Annotated in this window: 18 protein-coding genes; 4 read left to right on the top strand and 14 right to left on the bottom strand. The window is 59.7% G+C overall.

Going from position 1 to position 17,897, the window contains the following annotated elements:
• Positions 1 to 42: 42 nt before the first annotated feature.
• Together IEW73_RS01655 and IEW73_RS01650 are read right to left on the bottom strand one after the other, a co-directional pair.
• Positions 43 to 1,596: a succinic semialdehyde dehydrogenase gene (locus IEW73_RS01655; protein ID WP_188670059.1), complete on the bottom strand. Its 1,554-nt coding sequence runs from the start codon at positions 1,594 to 1,596 to the stop codon at positions 43 to 45.
• 33 nt (positions 1,597 to 1,629) lie between these two features.
• Entirely contained in the window at positions 1,630 to 2,457 is an 828-nt protein-coding gene (locus IEW73_RS01650) for an SDR family oxidoreductase (protein WP_188670056.1), read from the bottom strand.
• A 135-nt stretch (positions 2,458 to 2,592) separates the two neighbouring features.
• On the opposite strand from IEW73_RS01650, the gene IEW73_RS01645 reads away from it, so the two are divergent.
• The gene (locus tag IEW73_RS01645; RefSeq protein WP_188670054.1) at positions 2,593 to 3,828 is read left to right on the top strand and encodes an RsbRD N-terminal domain-containing protein; all 1,236 of its coding nucleotides are present in this window, start codon (positions 2,593 to 2,595) and stop codon (positions 3,826 to 3,828) included.
• On the opposite strand, the gene IEW73_RS01640 is transcribed toward IEW73_RS01645, so the two are convergent.
• From IEW73_RS01640 to IEW73_RS01625, 4 genes are all read right to left on the bottom strand, one after another.
• Positions 3,809 to 4,843, bottom strand: a complete 1,035-nt coding sequence (locus IEW73_RS01640; protein WP_188670052.1) for a hypothetical protein — start codon at positions 4,841 to 4,843, stop codon at positions 3,809 to 3,811. The two genes, IEW73_RS01645 and IEW73_RS01640, sit on opposite strands and share 20 nt — an antisense overlap.
• Positions 4,843 to 5,832 carry a COG1361 family protein gene (locus tag IEW73_RS01635; RefSeq protein ID WP_188670051.1) on the bottom strand — a complete coding sequence of 330 codons (990 nt, stop codon included), beginning with the start codon at positions 5,830 to 5,832 and terminating at the stop codon, positions 4,843 to 4,845. The genes IEW73_RS01640 and IEW73_RS01635 overlap by 1 nt, the downstream gene beginning before the upstream one ends.
• A 27-nt stretch (positions 5,833 to 5,859) precedes the next feature.
• The gene (locus tag IEW73_RS01630) at positions 5,860 to 6,378 is read right to left on the bottom strand and encodes a hypothetical protein (protein WP_188670048.1); all 519 of its coding nucleotides are present in this window, start codon (positions 6,376 to 6,378) and stop codon (positions 5,860 to 5,862) included.
• A 156-nt stretch (positions 6,379 to 6,534) separates the two neighbouring features.
• Complete coding sequence (locus IEW73_RS01625; RefSeq protein ID WP_229675656.1) at positions 6,535 to 7,791, bottom strand: MFS transporter; 1,257 nt, start codon at positions 7,789 to 7,791, stop codon at positions 6,535 to 6,537.
• 110 nt (positions 7,792 to 7,901) lie between these two features.
• Here IEW73_RS01625 and IEW73_RS01620 point away from each other — a divergent pair, with 110 nt between their 5' ends.
• Positions 7,902 to 8,456 (top strand): carboxymuconolactone decarboxylase family protein, encoded by a 555-nt coding sequence (locus IEW73_RS01620; RefSeq protein ID WP_188670046.1) that lies wholly within the window; start codon positions 7,902 to 7,904, stop codon positions 8,454 to 8,456.
• A gap of 22 nt (positions 8,457 to 8,478) precedes the next feature.
• On the opposite strand, the gene IEW73_RS01615 is transcribed toward IEW73_RS01620, so the two are convergent.
• The 5 genes from IEW73_RS01615 to dprE2 form a co-directional block, all read right to left on the bottom strand.
• The gene (locus IEW73_RS01615; protein ID WP_188672713.1) at positions 8,479 to 9,186 is read right to left on the bottom strand and encodes a DUF1906 domain-containing protein; all 708 of its coding nucleotides are present in this window, start codon (positions 9,184 to 9,186) and stop codon (positions 8,479 to 8,481) included.
• A gap of 147 nt (positions 9,187 to 9,333) precedes the next feature.
• Positions 9,334 to 10,083, bottom strand: coding sequence for a cobalt-precorrin-6A reductase (locus tag IEW73_RS01610; RefSeq protein WP_206050430.1), 750 nt, complete (start codon positions 10,081 to 10,083; stop codon positions 9,334 to 9,336).
• On the bottom strand, positions 10,083 to 10,832 hold the full coding sequence (cobM, locus tag IEW73_RS01605; protein WP_188670043.1) for a precorrin-4 C(11)-methyltransferase: 750 nt from the start codon (positions 10,830 to 10,832) through the stop codon (positions 10,083 to 10,085). The genes IEW73_RS01610 and cobM overlap by 1 nt, the downstream gene beginning before the upstream one ends.
• Entirely contained in the window at positions 10,829 to 12,046 is a 1,218-nt protein-coding gene (gene cbiE, locus IEW73_RS01600) for a precorrin-6y C5,15-methyltransferase (decarboxylating) subunit CbiE (protein ID WP_188672707.1), read from the bottom strand. The genes cobM and cbiE overlap by 4 nt, the downstream gene beginning before the upstream one ends.
• A 2-nt stretch (positions 12,047 to 12,048) precedes the next feature.
• The gene (gene dprE2 / locus IEW73_RS01595) at positions 12,049 to 12,837 is read right to left on the bottom strand and encodes a decaprenylphospho-beta-D-erythro-pentofuranosid-2-ulose 2-reductase (RefSeq protein ID WP_229675654.1); all 789 of its coding nucleotides are present in this window, start codon (positions 12,835 to 12,837) and stop codon (positions 12,049 to 12,051) included.
• A gap of 31 nt (positions 12,838 to 12,868) precedes the next feature.
• Between dprE2 and IEW73_RS01590 the strand changes: the two genes are divergently transcribed.
• On the top strand, positions 12,869 to 13,288 hold the full coding sequence (locus tag IEW73_RS01590) for a TIGR03618 family F420-dependent PPOX class oxidoreductase (RefSeq protein ID WP_188670040.1): 420 nt from the start codon (positions 12,869 to 12,871) through the stop codon (positions 13,286 to 13,288).
• A gap of 105 nt (positions 13,289 to 13,393) precedes the next feature.
• Here the strand turns inward: IEW73_RS01590 and IEW73_RS01585 are convergent, their stop codons facing one another.
• Positions 13,394 to 14,125, bottom strand: coding sequence for a DsbA family protein (locus tag IEW73_RS01585; RefSeq protein ID WP_188670038.1), 732 nt, complete (start codon positions 14,123 to 14,125; stop codon positions 13,394 to 13,396).
• A 17-nt stretch (positions 14,126 to 14,142) separates the two neighbouring features.
• Complete coding sequence (locus IEW73_RS01580) at positions 14,143 to 15,285, bottom strand: M24 family metallopeptidase (protein WP_188670036.1); 1,143 nt, start codon at positions 15,283 to 15,285, stop codon at positions 14,143 to 14,145.
• Positions 15,286 to 15,341: 56 nt separating this feature from the next.
• Here IEW73_RS01580 and IEW73_RS01575 point away from each other — a divergent pair, with 56 nt between their 5' ends.
• Positions 15,342 to 16,289, top strand: coding sequence for a 5'-3' exonuclease (locus IEW73_RS01575; protein ID WP_188670034.1), 948 nt, complete (start codon positions 15,342 to 15,344; stop codon positions 16,287 to 16,289).
• Between the two features lie 7 nt (positions 16,290 to 16,296).
• Here the strand turns inward: IEW73_RS01575 and amaB are convergent, their stop codons facing one another.
• Entirely contained in the window at positions 16,297 to 17,859 is a 1,563-nt protein-coding gene (gene amaB / locus IEW73_RS01570; protein ID WP_188670032.1) for an L-piperidine-6-carboxylate dehydrogenase, read from the bottom strand.
• Positions 17,860 to 17,897 lie beyond the last annotated feature (38 nt).

Below are 17,897 nucleotides of genomic sequence, written 5' to 3'. Positions count from 1 at the left end.
GGATGCGCCTCATGAGTGAGGTGCATCCCGCTTTTCGGTTGTTTACCTGCCTGGAAGCAGGCTAAGTGCCCGTACCGCGTGTGGAAGTACCGCTGACCATGCCGCTGAGGGAAGCCAGGATGGTCCGCCAAGGTCGATCAACCTCTGGGTCGCGACAGTCTGCGCCTCGGTGTATTTCAAGAGGCCTTCGCTTCCGTGGCGACGCCCCATACCGGAGGTGCCCATTCCGCCCATCGGTGCGTCAGTCGAACCAAACGCCGGACCGTAACCCTCGTTGACGTTGACCGTCCCCGCATGTATCCGGGCAGCGATTTCTTCACCTTCTTTGGTGGTGGCAGCCCACACACTTGCGTTGAGTCCGTATTCGGTGTCATTTGCCCGGGCGATCGCCTCATCGACGGTGGCGACAGGGTAAATCGACACGAGTGGTCCGAAGGTCTCTTCGTTGGCGCACACCATGTCTTCGGTAACGCCGGTGAGCACGGTTGGCTCATGGAACAGCGGTCCGAGGTCGGGACGCGGCTTGCCGCCAGCGACGACGGTCGCACCCTTGGACACGGCGTCCTCGACGTGCGAACGCACTGTGTCGAGCTGGGGTTGAGACACCATGCTGCCCATCGCGTAACCAAACTTGTACTCGGCGCCGAGTTTCATCGCGTTCACCTCTTTGGCGAACAGTGCCATGAACTCGTCGGCAACAGTTTGTTCAACGTAGATGCGTTCAATCGAGATACACAGTTGCCCTGAGTTGGAGAAGCACGCACGAGTCGCCGCGCTTGCCACCTTGGCGAGGTCTGCGCCCTCTGTGACAATCATGGCGTTCTTCCCACCGAGTTCAGCGGAGAACCCAACGAGTCGCTCAGCTGCTTGTTGTGCGAGTGCCTTACCTGTTTCGGTGGAGCCTGTGAACATGACGTAATCGGTGCTGGCGAGAAGTTCGCCACCCACCACCGCGCCAGGTCCGGGCACGACTGCGAAGAGTTCCTTGGGCAGACCCGCTTGATACAGGAGGTCCGCGCAGGCCAAAGCACAGTACGGGGTATTGCTGTCAGGCTTGATCACGACGGCGTTGCCCGCAATAAGCGCTGGGATGGCATCCGAAACAGCCAGCGTCATCGGGTAGTTCCACGGCGAAATGACACCGACAACACCCTTGGGGATGTGGCGGACAATCGTCTTTGTCAGTCCCGGGAAGATTCCTTGCGCGGCGCGTGGTGCGAGAAGTTTGGCGCCACGTTTGGCGTAATAACGGGCGTTCAGTGCGATGTCGAGTACTTCCTCCTGGGCTGACACGCGCGCCTTGCCGGTTTCGGCCTGGGCCATGTCCATCAGGGCTTCACGGTTCTTGAGTACAAGCTTGTAGTACTCCGAGAACACCGCAGCTCGTTCCGCGGCAGGTTTTGCGGCCCACGCCTTTTGGGCGATTCGGGCGCGGTCAACAGCGGTACGTGCGTCGGCTGCGGTGCCGATGGGGATCTTGGCCAGGGTTTGCCCGGTGAAGATTTCGCGGATTTCGCGGGTTTCACGCTGATCGACGTCATCAATCGCGATGAGTTTCGCTAGACGGTCAAAAGTTTCTGTGGATGGCGCAGCCATAGTTGGTACTCCTCTGTAGTTGGTGGGATGTTGTCAGCTGGTGCGGGCGCGCTGCTCGTATGCGCTGCGAACCTCCGCGTCGAGTTCGCTGACGAACTGTGTTTCTGCGCCAAGGACCTTGCTGATGTTTTCGAACACAAACCGGGGCAGGAAGTGTTGAGACTGCACAAGCAAACCGGCCAGCAACGTCACGCGAACGCGTGGTGTGGGGTGGGTGATCTGTCGCGCCACAGCAGCTGCGATCTCTTCAGGTTCCGGGGTGCGTACGCCACGGATTCCTTTGGCTCCGGATGCGAGCTGCGTGTTCGTCAATGTTGGGAGGACGGCACCAACGTGGACGCCTTCGGATCGCACTTCCTTGCGTACGGCGTCGGTGAAACCAAGAACTGCATGCTTCGTGCCGCAATAGCTAGCGAGCCCGGGGAACTGATATTCGCCGGCGAGTGACGCAATGTTGATGATGTGGCCGCGGCGCTGCGGAATCATCCGCTTCAGGGCAAGTTTGGTACCGGTAATGACTCCGAATACGTTGATTTCGAACATCCGTCGCGCCACTGCTTCGGGCTCATCAACGATCAGCCCAACGGGCATGATTCCCGCGTTGTTTACCAGGACAGTAAGTGGGCCTGCGGTACGTTCGGTGAACTCCAGAAACTCCTCGAACGACGCGGGATCGGTGACGTCAACTCGGATGAACCCCACTGCGCCTGACTGTAGCGCTGCCTCTGGCAATTGCGCCTCGTCGATGTCGCCGATGACTACCTTTGCGCCAAGTCCGGCAAGGTGAGTTGCTGTAGCAAGACCGATGCCGCGAGCACCGCCTGTGATCGCGACGACGTGGCCGGCGAGTGAGTGTCCCATGATGCTCCTAAAGTCCAGATGTTGAAGTACCTCAACTATGGCCTTCGGTGGCAGACTGCGGATAGGTATTCGGTGCCGAAGTTTTCGTCAATCTTTGTACTCTGAATACAAAAACATCGTTGGAGGTGGGTTGTGATGGAAGCCGATGAGCTCTCTGATTGGATCGGACGTATCACCTCGCAGATGCTCACACCCGCCTCGATGTCCGCCATCGTCGAGCGAATAAACACCACAATCATTGATTCATTACCTGAGTTGAGCAGTGACGACGAGTTTAGGCGCGATCTCGACGCCAGTACCCGAGGGCAGGTCAGGGCATTCATTGCCGCAGCCACCACCGAGGACACCGCGTATCAGCCGCCCGCCGAGGCAGTAGCGCTAGCGCGCACCGTTGCCCGACGCGGCATGGATGTCCAAGTTCTGCTGCGCGTGTACGGCTCGGGGCGCACCACCGCGATCAGCATTCTCAACGAGATCGTTCAATCCGCACCTGTCGATCCCGAAGAAAAAATGGCCGCTCTCGTGCAGTTGTGGGAATCAGCTGTGAAATGGCTAGAACTATCGACCGACGTGCTCCTCAGTGCCTTCACACAAGAACGCGAAGCACTTCTCCGCGGCACCAGTGCCCGTCGCGCAGAAACGGCACATGCAATTCTTGCTGGCGACTCCATTGACACTGACACGGCGTCACAACGATTGGAATATTCCCTCCGGCGGTGGCACACAGCAGTAGTCCTCTGGAGTGACCAAGATGATCTACGATCCTTCACCAACATGGAGGCGATCGCCGCGCGACTCACGCACGCCATTCGCGGATCGGGATCCTTAAGCATCCCGTCAGGAGCACGTGGACTATGGACTTGGATTTCCACTCCGGCCGAGATCACTCGACTACCCGAACTCAGCACCCAGCCCGGGGTTCATGTTGCACTGGGCACGTGCCTACGCGGCCGCGACGGTTTCCGGCAGTCACATAACGAAGCAATCGCCGCACAACACGTGGCAAACATGTCACGACCAAGCATTGCAGTGACGTCATTCGCTGACGTCGAAACGGCCTACTTGTTGGGACGCGACGCCACAGCGTGCCGTCGGTTCATTCGTCGCACACTAGGCGGGCTCGCCGACAACACCGAAACCGCTGAACGCCTACGCGAAACACTGCGGGCGTACCTCATGTGCGGCGCGAGTCCAGCCCGCGCGTCCGAAGAATTGCACGTGCACAAAAACACTGTTCGATATCGCGTCGAACAAGCATTCAACCTGATCAACCCAGGTCGGCGATCCGATCACGTCGCCATTGAACTCGCATTGCGGTGCCTCGACACATTCGGAATCGACTGGCTGCTATCTAGTACACCGAGTGACTAATCACTGCGGTGTAGGTATCAGCCACCAGTCCGTCGCTAGGAATCAGGAAAGCGACGTCGGCGTCCCAGGTCGCGGTGCACGGCTGCGTCGCAACATGCACCGCCGAGTTTGCGTCGCTTAGCTTCTGGGGGCCGGTCGAACTGCTGCAATGCGTGTCAGACGACCTGTAAGTAGCACTGACCGGCGCAAACGACGAGCCTGACCTACCTTCAAAAGGTTGGAGCCGCGCATAGGCCGTCCACCCGGGGCTGTCCGTCCGCGCGTCGGCGACCTCGACCGCAACTCGTCCCCGATAGACATCACCCATACGCATGACCCCCGACGCCACGAACGGGCCGACCGCGATCGTCAACGAACCGGACGCTTCGTCCTCGACTGGTTCGTCGTCGGTAGTTGCCTCGTCAGCAGCTTCGTCCTCGGTAGCTTCGTCCTCGTCTCTAACAGCTTCGTCTGCGGGGTCATCTACGGCGGCGTCACTGTCCTCCGTGGCGGCGTCAGTGTCGCGGGACTCGTCGTCGTTGACATCGTCGGTTTCAGTTTCGGCGTCTTCATTCAGCGCCAATCCTTCATCTTCCGAGGTGTCTTCGGCCTCAAGTTCAGGATTAGGTTCGACTGCCGCTTCGGGCTCAAGTGTTGGTTCTGGCTCAAAGGTTGGTTCCGGCGTTGTTTCTGGTTCGGGCTCAGTTTCCGGTTGTGGCAGTAGCTCAGGCTCAGGTGGCAAATCCGGTTCGGGTTCCGGCGCGATTTCCGTTGTGGGTTCGGGTGGCGGTGGTGCGGGTTCTGGTTCCACCACGGGTTCTGTTTCCACCACCGGCTCGGGTTCCACCACCGGCTCGGGTTCAAGTGCTGGTGGTGTTTCCGTTACGCATTCCGCGCCACCGGTACCGTCAACAACGGTGGCGGTACCGGGTGGGCATGGCACGTCACCGATTGGTTCTGCAGCCGCGAATGTGGAAGCGAATAACGCGCTGGCTGCGCAGATCGCAATCCCCATCCCCAATTTCGTGCGCTTCATCATTCGCTTCTTGTCTTACGCCATGCCACGACCGCGGCAAGGATGATAGCGAGAGTCAGCAGCGCAATCGAGACCCATAGCCACGCTGGTCGAGATTCGTCTGTCGCTATTGCATCGCCCACACCTGTGTCGGGGAAGGTGATTGCGCTGCTATACGTGCGTTCAAGCAGGCCACTGCGGAGCGTGATCTCCGCTTGCCATGGTCCATTTGGTAGACCAGCCGTGAGGGTGAAGACTGATGCGCCTTGACCGCCAGGGGCCACAGTTACTGGGTCTGAGTTGAATGGTCCTGCCCTGACACCGCCTGGGCCTTCAGATAGTTCGACTTCACCTGAGACATCGACAGCCCGCCCGCCGGTGTTGTCGAATGAGACGACGAGTTCAGCGACGCCGTCGTCATTGCGTTGTGGTGTTACTGAGGTGATGGCGAAGTCGGGTAGTAGGGCGTTCTCGTCACCCACCGCGAGGTACGTGCGGATCCCGACCCGGTTGACGACGATGGCGCCGCCTTCGTCCGGTGAGCCGCTTGCGATTTGCGCCCAGACGACTGCATACCGTTCGCCGTCCTCGGCATCCTCGGGAACGTCGATAGTCAGGGTCACCTCTGCGGTTTCTCGGTCGTCCAGAGTCAGTTGGTTGGTATCGAGTTCCATCCAGCCGGTCAGTTCGTTCGCGGCGTCGGCATCACCCACGGTGAATGCACCGTCGCTGTTGATATCGGCCGCGCCTACATACACATCGACGGCCTGGTCGGCTCCGGTGCGGTTGGATACTTCAATGCGCCGATCAAAGGAGGTCCCGGCATCGACTCTGTCGATGACATAGACCTGCGCACGCGGATCGTCTTTGAGGTGTTCTGGGGCTTCGAGAAGCCTGATTCCGAGTCCGGGGTTTTCCACCCGATCGAGTTCCGGTGTCGGCTGTGCTGACACAGCCGACACCGGTAGGACTAGTGCCGCGGCAAGCGCGACGGGGAGAAGCTTACGCACGGCACTCTCTCAGGTTGGTGGTGGAGGTTAGAAAACGGAGTGCGTCAATGTTGCAAGGTAGACGCCTGCTGCGGCTCCTGCCGTATTGAGTACGAGGTCAGCATTCCAGGTTGCGGTGTTTGCGCCTGATGCTGTTGCCGATTGCACTGTTTTGGCGGTATCGATGGTCTCCGTGCCGGATGGGGTGACGGTGACAACGCCCGTAGTGATGGCCGAGTCCGGTGTGTACGTCACGTTGCTTGCGGTGATCGTTTGGCTTAGTAGCGAGTCCGTGAAGTCGGTAATGACCGCTGTTGTTGACCAGCCCGCGTTGGAAAGCCTCAAGTCAGATACGAGAATGGCTAGCACTGGACCGCTTGCGGAAAGGCCGTCGAGTTCGGGCACTAGCGTGGCGGCTACGGGAGGCGTAATGGTGAGCGCCCCCGCGAGCAGTTCGGCAGTAACGATGGTATTTCCGGAATCGAGTTGTGCCTGTGCAACAGCACCGGGGAGTAATAGTGCTGCGGTGGCGAATACTGCTGCGCCGACCTTTGTTGATGACCGCATGTGGTGCTCCACTCATCGTGGGGATGCATCGTTGCTGTCCCCATTTCAACGCAGCTTGTCGTCAAGATGCCCCACAAGCTTAGCGTGATCTACAACACATTGTGAGAAATGTTCGTCCCCAAAAAGGAGGGCATTTCGGACACTCACGAGAGGGCTTTAGACCCTACGCGTTGAAGTGGGGATTGAACGGTTCCGCGCCTTGGTGAAGATGAGCATCGGAATGACTAGCATCGCCAAGATCCCACCGGCCACTGAAAGAAGGGTGTAGCTCGTCGCTGCGACAACCGCGCCGGAGGCAAATCCGCCTCCCGCGCCAGCAAGAGTGATGGAAAGGTCAACATTCCCCTGAATTCGAGCCCGTGACTCAAGCGGAGAATACGCAGTGATCATGGTGGTTCCACTGACCAAACCCAGGTTCCATCCGAGGCCAAGGAGCATGAGCGCCACTACCAGTCCCACGACCGATGTCGACAAGGCGGCCGCGATTCCGGCTCCAACCAACGTCACTGCCGCAAGCGCCGCGATGGGGCGTGTGCCGTAGCGATCCACTAACACACCCGAGATTGGCGAAGGCAGATACATCGCGGCAACGTGCAACCCAATAACCACTCCCGTCGCACCGAGAGAATGCCCGTGGTGTTGCATGTGAATCGGCGTCATGGTCATGATCGCAATCATCACCGCCTGAGTCACAGCCATGACAGCAGCGCCGAGGATCACCATTCCTCGCCACGAAACACTCGCTGCAGCACCTGATGGTGGTTCGTCCTCCACTGGCAAAGTGCGCGCTAGCAGTAACGGGTCAGGACGCAGCCAAATCCACAGCACGAGTGCAGCCACCCCATAGGCGACGGTCGCGAGAAGGAAAGGACCCGCCAACGGTGGGATAGAGAAGAATTGCGCAAGATCGCCGGTGAGTGTAACGGTGTTTGGTCCGATCACCGCGCCGACAGTGGTGGCCACAAGGACGATGCTGATCGCGGTGCCTCGCCGCTCAGGTGTAGCGAGGTCGGCGCCTGCGTAGCGCGCCTGAAGGTTTGTTGCCATTCCTGCGCCATAGATTAGGAGGGCGCCAAACAGCAATGGCGTCGACGCGATTGTTGCGGCGATAACTACACCGGCGCTACCCACAGCGCCCGTGGCGTAACCAACGGACAACCCGACTCGCCGACCTCGGCGCTGGGATATTCTGCCCACCGCGACGGCTGATAGTGCAGCTCCGACGGTGAACAGCGCGGCAGGGACTCCGGCGAGACTGGTTGATTCCAGCACATCCTGGGCGAGAAGCGCGCCGACGGTAATTCCGGCCGCGAGCCCCGCACCGCTCAGAATTTGCGCGATTACGAGAATGGTGAGTATCCGACGTTGTGGAACCGCCTGCGTATGCAAATCGACCCCCTTCGTTGAACCCAATCGCCGCTAGAATGTGATTCAGGTCACATAACGTCACATTGGGGCCATTGCGCGGCGTCGTATATGTAGCGGCATCACATTGTGTCGCCTCCAAGGAAGGACTATCAACGATGGCCAACATATCGCTTGCGCCGAAACGATCACTCACGCTGAAGATAGCATCGTGGTACTCGCAACGCAGGTTCGGCAAGGTTGTGGCCCCAGCGCTCGCCATGGGCCACCAACCCGCCATTTTGCGGGCGAATGCACGCTGGGAGATGGCCGTGGAAAAGTGGGACCGCCTCGACTCGCACGTGAAGGAACTCGCAGTCGCAGCCTCCGCTGCACGCCTCGGATGCGCATGGTGCATGGACTTTGGGTACTGGATTGCCCGCATGGACGGCATCGACCCACGCAAGCTCGACGAGTTGCCACATTGGCGCGACAGTGACGTCTACACCGATCTTGAACGGGCGGCAATCGCATATGCAGAAGCGATGACAGACTCCCCCGTCACAGTGACCGAAGACATGGTGAAAACACTCCGCGAGCATCTAGAGGAGGATCAAATTGTAGAACTCACAATGGTGATTGCGGTGGAAAACCAACGCGCACGATTCAACAGTGCCCTAGGCCTCGCACCGCAAGGTTTCCGAGACTCCTGCGCGCTACCACCCGCCCAGTAGGACTCGGAGCACTAGCCCCCTGTCACCACTGCCCGTATGACGCTTTGAGGATGCGGTTGCGGTCGATGCCCACTCCATCAACAGACTGACGATCAATTTCGAACTGATGGATGTGGGCCGCGGGGTGAATCCGTCCACCTGATCCCCAGTTGTGCATCCAGAAGTAGCTGCCAATCCCGCGGGCGCGCAGATGCTCGATCGTTGGATAGTTGGCATACACACCGGTTCGGTTTCGGCCGATGACGGACTCCCACCCCTGGAGGTAGCTGACAACAAGCTGAAGTTCGGCAGTGGTGGGGTTGTCATCGATTGCTGCGTAGATGACGGCATTCGATGGACCGCCCGCCGCGTTGTGAAGGCTGACACCCTTTGCTGCGTGAGTACGCCCTGCCGAATACCCACCACGCCAATCAGAGGTCGTGCCCTTTCCGAACTGGTAGCACGACACAATGGCGAGGCCTTGAGACTTCATGTCTTGCACTTCAGATGCCCGCATTGGCTTACCGATCATCCAGCTCGCACGTGGTTCCGACATGTATCGAATGACTCCGCGAAAACCTGCGCGCTTGATCGACGCAGCCGACGGGACACCAGCGGCGTAGTCGATGAGTATTTGTCCGACGTCGTTCGATGGTGACGGACTGGGACTGGGTGAAGGGCTCGGCGACGGCGCTGGGCGAACATTGTTGGTGAGATCGCCTAGCGAGGAGAAGATGCCGGGGGCACCCATGGCGAGCCCGCCGAGGGCGGTATTGCGTAGGAAAGTGCGTCGGGTGGCCAATGTTTCTCCTGATGTAGAGGGTTCTGGTTCACCATGTTAAAAAACCGAACCACATTAGTAACCGTTAACCTCAATAATTCTCAGGTTTCACAATGATCACAGAGTTTGCAGACCAGTTACCCATCGGATCGCCTCCACCGCCGACGGCACCACGAGGGCTCGGGCTGGAAGTGGCGGCCGATCAATCATGACGACAGGAATCTGAAGGCGTCGCGCTGCAAGAATCTTGGGGTAGGTCGCACTTCCCCCACTGTTCTTAGTGACAACCACATCGGCTCCGATGCGTTCTAGAAGCGAAAGCTCGTCAGCCAACGCAAAAGGACCACGTGCGCACAAGATCTCGACGTGTGACGGCGGCGTGACGGCGGGCGGGTCAATCATGCGAGCCACCATCGGAATCGGTGCATCAAATAGTGCGGCCAATTCTTGCCGCCCAATAGTCACAAGCGCCCGTGCTGAAATCCCACCTTCGTAGCGGCGCACGAGGTGTTGGGCAGCCTCTCGTACGTCGAGTGCGGAAATCCAGTGATCGTGGCTAGAGGGCTCCCACGCAGGACGTTGTACCCGCACATATGGGATACCTTGTTCGCTTGCGACCTTCGCTGCGGTAGCTGTCATGGCGCGAGCGAACGGATGCGTCGCATCAATAACAGCATCAATGTGACCTGTTTGAACGAAGTCACGGAAACCTTGTTCCCCACCAAAACCACCCACGCGCACTTCTCCAGCCGGGAGCAATGGGCGACGCACGCGACCTGCCAACGACGATACAACTTCGCATACCCCGTCAAGCCTGTCGGCAAGATCACGGGCCTCCGCAGTTCCACCAAGCAAGAGGACGCGCATCAGTGCGACGTGCGGTTTCGAGCCGCTGAATACAGGTAACTGTCCGGGAAACCTTCCGCCGACAGAACCCGACCAACAAAGATTACCGCCGTTTTTGTCACTCCAGCCTCAGCCATGCGGTCCCTCAACATCCCGACAGTGGTGCGCAAAATGACTTCGTTCTCCCGACTCGCGAACGCCACGACAGCGGCAGGACAGTCGGCGCCATAGTGCGGCTCGATAGCCTCCACCACCTTGTCCATATGGGCTGCGGCGAGATGCAAAGCCAACGTCACACCCGTTGCGGCAAGTTGAGCCAGTTCCTCCCCTGGAGGCATCGCCGAAGCCTGCACCGCAATGCGCGTAATAAGAACAGATTGCCCCACACCCGGCACAGTCAATTCCCGCCCCAGAGCTGCGGCGGCCGCCGCGAACGCAGGCACCCCGGGGACGATCTGATAATTGACACCGTGGGCGCCGAGTTGGCGAACCTGCTCCGCCACGGCGCTATACAAGGACGGGTCACCAGAATGTAGACGTGCCACATCGCTGCCAGCTCGATCGGCGTCAACCATATGTTTGACGATTTCCGCCAACGGCATTCGGGCCGTGTTGATCAATTCGGCGCCCTCAGGACAATAGTCCAGCAATTCGACCGGAACGAGTGAGCCCGCATAGAGGCACACCGAACATCGGGCAATGACGTCCCTGCCGCGCAGGGTAATCAAATCAGCAGCGCCAGGTCCTGCACCAACAAAATAGACTGTCACGCCTTTGTTCCTTTCCACTGCACCGCTGGCAGATGTGGCCGCCACGCGGTGAAGCCACCGAGCGCACCCGCGCGGTACACCTGCAGCTTGCGAAGGTCACCGCCATGCTTCTGGTGCCACGACAGCAGTAGCGCTTCTGATTCTGCGGTCACTGCGTTAACAACCATCCGGCCGCCGGGGGTCAGCCGTTGCCAGCAGGCATCGAGCAGGCCTGGTTGTGTGACGGCACCACCGACCATGATGGCATCGGGGCTCGAGTGATTGTCCCCTTGTTGTGGAAACGACTCTGGGGCCCGGCCCAGCAGGCGCAGACCCGGAACACCGAGCCTTGCGGCGTTGCTGACGATGCGCGGGTGTCGCTCCGAATCAGTTTCGAATGCGAGTGCGACACAGTCGGGATGGGTGCGCATCCATTCGATGCCGATGCTTCCCGAGCCAGCGCCAACATCCCAGAGCAGTTCACCTGGTGCCGGGGCGAGTGCACTCAGCGTTAGCGCGCGCATCTCGTTCTTTGTGAGTTGTCCGTCAGTTCCGTAGTTGCTGTCAGCCAGCCCTGGAGTGCGGGTGAGCCGAGGCTGTGCGGCGGTGCGACATTCGATAGCGACGACGTTCAGAGGGTCCCCCGGAGGATGCGTCCATGTGTGCGCAGTGCCGGTGATGATGCGCTCACCGGGGCCGCCTAATTGTTCGAGCACCGTCAAGTCGGTGTCGTGCCAGCCATGCTCGTGCAGCAACTGAGCGATAACCGCCGGGGTGCGCTCAGACTCGCTGAGCACTAACAGCTTTCGGCCCTCGGAGAGTTCAGGAAGTACCGTTTCGACGGCACGGTTGACTACTGACACCACGGGGGTTGATTGCAGGGCCCATCCCAGCCTGGCGCACGCCAACGATGCGCTCGATACGTGCGGAAAAACACGCAGGTTCGCAGCACCCACGGTGCGGGCGAGCGTCACACCAATGCCGAAGAACATCGGATCACCGCTGGCAAGAACACACATCCTTGCGGGACGGTGTTCAGCGATGACGGTAGGCAATGCGGGCATCATGGGTGACGGCCACGGGTGCCGCTCCGCCGTGACGTGGTCCGGAATCAGGGCTAGTTGACGAGGCGAACCGTGCACGGTGTGTGCGGCTGAGATCGCGTCCTGTGCGGCAGTGGTGAGCCCACCCCACCCGTCGGCGCCGATCCCCACCACAGCGATTGGGGGTAGCACCGTCACCGAGGCATCCTCCGCCAGGCCCACTGCGGCACCAGTTGTAGTGCCATAAACAGCAGCTTCAGTTGTAGGGGAACCCACACCACACGACGCTTCTTCGCCGCTGCGCGCACAACGGCATCAGCGACCTGTGGAGGTGTCGAGGAGAACGGGGCCGGACTCATGCCCTCAGTCATCCGACCAATAACGAAACCGGGCCGCACGATAAGCAAGTGCACCCCTGTGCCGTGCAGGGCATCAGCCAAACCGTTCGCGAACCCGTCAAGGCCCGCTTTCGCTGAACCGTAAACGTAATTCGCGCGCCGAACTCGAACGCCTGCGACAGAAGAGAACACCACGATGTGTCCGGACTTCTGCGCGCGCATGATCTGGGCAAGGTGGGTTAGGACGCTGACCTGCGCCACGTAGTCGGTGTGGATTACTTGAACGGCGTGGTGGGGGTCTGACTCTGCACGGTCCTGGTCGCCTAAGATTCCGAAGCACAACACCGCAGCGCCGATCTGACCAACATTGGTGGTGAGGTCGGCAAAAAATGCGTCGTGCGAGGAGATGTCGTCGGCGTCGAACTCAGCCGTGACTACGCGAGTCGCCCCGGCTGCCTTCACCTTCGCCACTTCGGCATCGAGCTCATTGCTGCGACGGGCCGCCAGCACCACTGTGCGACCAGGGGCGAAACGTTGCGCCACTTCTAGTCCTATTTCACTGCGTCCGCCAAGGATCACCACTGCGCCAGGGTCGCAACGGGACGCAAGTTGGCTGGCTCCGTCTGGTACTGCTGCATCACTCACACTCATAGTGTGCTCGACTACGGTGGAAAACATGGCATACACCCCCGCAGATTTTTCCGCTTCAGCTCTCGAGTTTCTCCGCGAACGCCACCTGGCGTCCCTGACAACCCTGCGCGGAAACGGGCTTCCCCACGTCGTTGCTGTGGGTTTCACCTGGGATGATGGCGCTGGCGTTGTGCGTGTCATAACTAATGAGGGAAGTCAGAAGGTCACCAATGTGGACCGTTCGGGCTATGCCACTGTTTTTCAGGTTGATGGCGCACGGTGGCTCGCACTGGAAGGCAAAGCTGTGGTGCGACGTGACCGCGACTCTGTCACCGACGCTGAGGAGCGCTACGCGCTGAGGTATCGCGTTCCTCGCGTAAACCCCACCCGCGTGGTGATTGAGATTGCGGTTGAACGAGTTCTCGGGTCTAAGTCACTGTTCGTCAGTGCCCCAAAAACCGACTAAAATTTGTTCGAACATGTGTTCGATTCTGTGATAGAGTCGTGCCGTGGCCGGGCGAGGGAAGCGCCCGGCCACTCCATTTTTGAAGCACTCCAACTTTCATGTGGTCTAGCTGTCGCGAACGGCGTCACGCACGTCCTCAGCAAACACGTCGGGGGTCTGCAATGGATACGGACTGCCGTCGAGCAATACCAATGGGAGGTCTTGTTCGTTGACCCAGTCGAGGGTGTTGGCATCAACGTCATCGATGAAGCTTTGACCGAGAATGCACTCCGCCGCTGCATGGGATGCGCCAGTCGTATGTGCGATCTCAACTAAACGGTCGTCAGTTAAGCCATCATGTGAGGCCGACAGCGGCGCAGCTGCGAACAATGCCGTCCGATACGCCACCCAATTCTCCAAAGTGTCAGCCGCAACGCACAGCGACGCGTTCGCAACCCTGCGGGCATCCTCCGTCCCACTTCCAGCGATTGGAACGAACTCCAACACCACACCAGGAACAGAAGCGACTTCCCTCAATACTGACCGATACTGCTGCGCAAACTCCGCGCAGTTCTCACAAAGGTAATCTTCCACCACGGTCACCACCACATCGGGTGCTAGAGACGAATCACTGCTCGCAACCCGAATCACTCCTGGTGGACCACCGGCTGGCGCAAACAGCGCAGGGGTACCCGTGGGGGGCAACGTCGGGTTCGCCTGCGAATGCTCGGCAACCTGCTCATCACCTCGCGTGAACACAATGAACACGACAAGCACAAAGAAGGCAAGAACCGCGATGACACCTACCCGACGCAAACGCGGGTATCGCGAGTGCCCAGTCGTTGGATCGTCACTCACCCCACACCTCCGCGTCACTACCCGGCAATCGGCAACACAGTGAGTCCGTGCGGTTGGCGGTTCATTGGTTCACAACCGGACTCCGTCACGACCACAATGTCTTCGATGCGGGCACCCCACTTGCCCTGCAGGTAGACGCCCGGCTCGACACTAAACGCCATCCCTGCCCGCAATGTCTGATTATTACCTGCCAGGATATATGGCTCTTCGTGCACCGACAATCCGATGCCATGGCCCGTGCGATGCACAAAGTATTCGCTAAGTCCGTGCTCAGCGAGGTAGTTGCGCGCCGCCGCATCAACGTCGCCCGCAGCGACGCCAGGCCGGATCAGTTCGACGGCTCGCCGCTGCGCCTCCTCCAGCAGTGCAATCTTCTCCGCCGCATCAGCGGGTGGCTCACCCATGCTGTAGGTGCGGGTGCAGTCCGAAAAATATCCTTCAGGAACTGGACCGCCAATATCGATGACGACGATGTCGCCAGGCTCAATGACCCTGTCGGACACTTCGTGATGAGGGTCCGCCCCGTGTGGCCCGGATCCCACGATCACAAATGCGGCCCGCGTGTGCCCTTCGGCGATGATGGCTGCGGTGATATCGGCTGCTACATCAGCTTCGGTGCGTCCAACTTGCAGGAACTCGCCCATACGTGCGTGCACACGGTCAATCGCCGCACCGGCAGCGCGCAGCGCCGCAATCTCAGCGTCGTCCTTAATCATCCGAATCTCGCGAAGTACGTCCGTTGCGAGCCGAACGGGAGGATCGAAGTGCTGCATCAGCGGTATGAGGTGCAATGCCTGTGTAGATTCCGACACCGCTACCCGAGCGGATCGGCCGACGCTTCTGCCAATAAGTAAGTACGGGTCGTCGCCGTCCACCCACGGAGCCAACACGACAGCGGGTGAGTGAAGGATGCAACCCCGCAATGCGGCAACTTCCAGGCGTGGAACCACCATCGTCGGCATGCCGTGCGCGGGGATGATGAGGCATGTGAGTCGCTCAAACGACGTCATTGTCGACCCTGTTAGGTACTGCAGATCGGGCCCTGGTGTGATGAGTAGTGCGTCCACCCCCTCTTCCGCAGCGCGGCGCGAAACTGCCGTCAACCTGGCTTTATACGCTTCGAACGCTTCAGAGGTTGGCGCTTTTACATCCTCAAACATGGTTTCAGCCTATCCCCCGTGCAGTCGGCAATGTTCGCCTGGCAAAATACAAGATCATGCAGGCACCCATTCTCCTCCTTGATGGCGCAAGCCTCTGGTATCGGTCGTTCCACGCCCTACCGGAGTCGCTTACGGCACCTGATGGGCGCCCAGTGAATGCTGTTCGCGGTTTTTTGGACACGATCGCTTCACTTATTAGAACTCACCAGCCGTCCCGCCTCGTCGTTTGTCTGGATAACGATTGGCGGCCCTCGTTTCGAGTCGACGCTATCCCAAGCTACAAAGAGCACAGAGTTGCCGAATCCGGCGGCGAAGACGAACCTGAATCTCTGCCCGCTCAGGTCGAGATGATCCTCGATGTTCTTGATGCCGTCGGAATCGCCACCGCAGGTGCAGACGGGTTTGAGGCAGACGATGTGCTCGGAACGCTTGCAGCCCGTGAATCAGTCGATCCGGTAATTGTTGTGAGTGGCGATCGGGATCTTCTGCAGGTGGTCGATGACGGCGTCGTTCCGGTGCAGGTCCTGTATGTCGGACGCGGTTTGGCCAAGGCCGAATTGTTTGATCCCGCCGGAGTTGCGGCCAAGTTTGACCTTCCGATCGAGCGGGCCGGAGTTGCCTACGCCGAGTTTGCGTTATTGCGGGGTGACCCGTCGGATGGGTTGCCGGGTGTCGCCGGTGTGGGCGAGAAGACGGCCTCGCGGTTGCTCACCGAATATGGTTCGCTCGATGGGATCATCGCGGCAGCACACGACAACAGCAGCGCCCTCGCGAGTGGGCTTCGTGCGAAACTATTGGCTGCTACTGACTACATCGCTGCTGCGAAAAACGTAGTGGCGGTGGCTACGGACGCACCCATTTCGCTGTCACGGTCAGATCTTCTGCCCACTGCGCCGTCAGATCGCCACGAAATCGCGGACCTGTCACAGCATTACGGCATCGAGAACTCCGTTAAGCGTCTTCTTGCTGCGTTGGCTGAAAATACCGGCGCAGTCAGTAGCTAGATAGCGGCTAGGTAAACCGCACTCCTTGGGCCAGGGGAAGATCGCGGGAATAGTTAATCGTGTTGGTTGCTCGTCGCATGTAGTTTTTCCACGCGTCCGAACCGGACTCCCGGCCCCCTCCGGTTTGTTTCTCGCCACCGAATGCGCCACCGATTTCAGCGCCTGACGTGCCGATATTGATATTGGCGATGCCACAATCAGATCCTGCCGCGGAGAGGAAAGTTTCCGCCTCACGAAGATCTGTTGTGAACAACGCGGACGCCAGCCCTTGCGGCACAGCGTTATTCAACGCAATCGCTTCGGCGAGGTCCGCGTAAGTCATCACGTACAGAATTGGGGCGAAGGTTTCTTCGCACACGATCGAAGTCTGCGCAGGCATCCGTACCACCGCGGGCGTGACGTAGAAAGCATGGGGAGCCTCATCCGCGAAGACTCGTTCACCGCCGCATAACACATCCCCACCATCAGCACGAGCTTTGTCCAACGCGGCCTGCATTGCGACGTAGGAGGACTCGTTGATCAGCGGCCCGACGAGCACCCCGTCACTTTCCGGGTCGCCCAGAGTCAACGACCGGTACGCCGTCACGATGCGGTCAACAACATCATCAGCGAGCGATTCGTGCACAATGAGGCGCCGCAACGTGGTGCATCGTTGCCCAGCCGTGCCCGCAGCTGAGAACACAATGCCTCGCACAGCCAAGTCAAGATCCGCCGACGGCGCGACTATTGCCGCGTTGTTGCCCCCAAGTTCGAGCAAGCTGCGTCCGAACCGTGCCGCCACCCGCGGACCAACCTCACGGCCCATCCGCACAGAACCCGTTGCACTTACCAACGCGATGCGGTCATCATCGACCAGCAATTCGGCTACCTCACACCGCCCCAGCACCACCCTATGAATCGCGTCTGGCACATCTAGATCAGCGGCAGCCCTCGCGAGCAAGGCATCACACGCCAACCCAGTCAGTGGAGTCCGCTCTGAAGGCTTCCACACCACGGTGTTGCCACACACCAACGCCACCGCTGTGTTCCACGCCCACACGGCAACTGGGAAATTGAACGCCGTCACCACCGCAGTGACACCCACCGGGTGCCACGTTTCCATCAACCGATGTCCGGGGCGTTCTGAGGCCATCGTCAGTCCGTACAGTTGGCGCGACAAACCGACAGCAAAATCGCAAATGTCGATCATCTCTTGTACTTCACCAAGCGCTTCAGAGGTGATCTTGCCCGCCTCAAGCGTCACCAAAGTCGCTAGGTCTTCCTTGTGTTCGCGTAGTAGATTCCCGAGCTCACGCACAACATTGCCCCGCACCGGTGCCGGGGTGTTGCGCCATTCGGTCCACGCATCAGTCGCCGCCGCTACAACCTCGTCAACGTCAGCTGGGCTGCTCGTGGTGACGATAAGGAGTTCCTCACCAATGATGGGGCTCCGAGCCTCCATCGGATCACCGGACCCGGCAGGGATGATCGTGCCCGTAAACACCGACTCCGGCGTCACATCGACTCCGCAGTTGTGCAACGCCTGAACAGCGCGATCGTGCAACTCTTCGGCCGAGGGGAATGCTGTCATGACCCCATCATGCCGCTAATGCAGCAAGGGCAACAGGC

It is taken from the genome of Hoyosella rhizosphaerae (genome assembly GCF_014643175.1).
Taxonomy (GTDB): Bacteria; Actinomycetota; Actinomycetes; order Mycobacteriales; family Mycobacteriaceae; genus Lolliginicoccus; species Lolliginicoccus rhizosphaerae.
The sequence above is the reverse complement of the archived record's forward strand: the minus strand, read 5'-3'. Positions and strand labels throughout refer to the sequence as shown.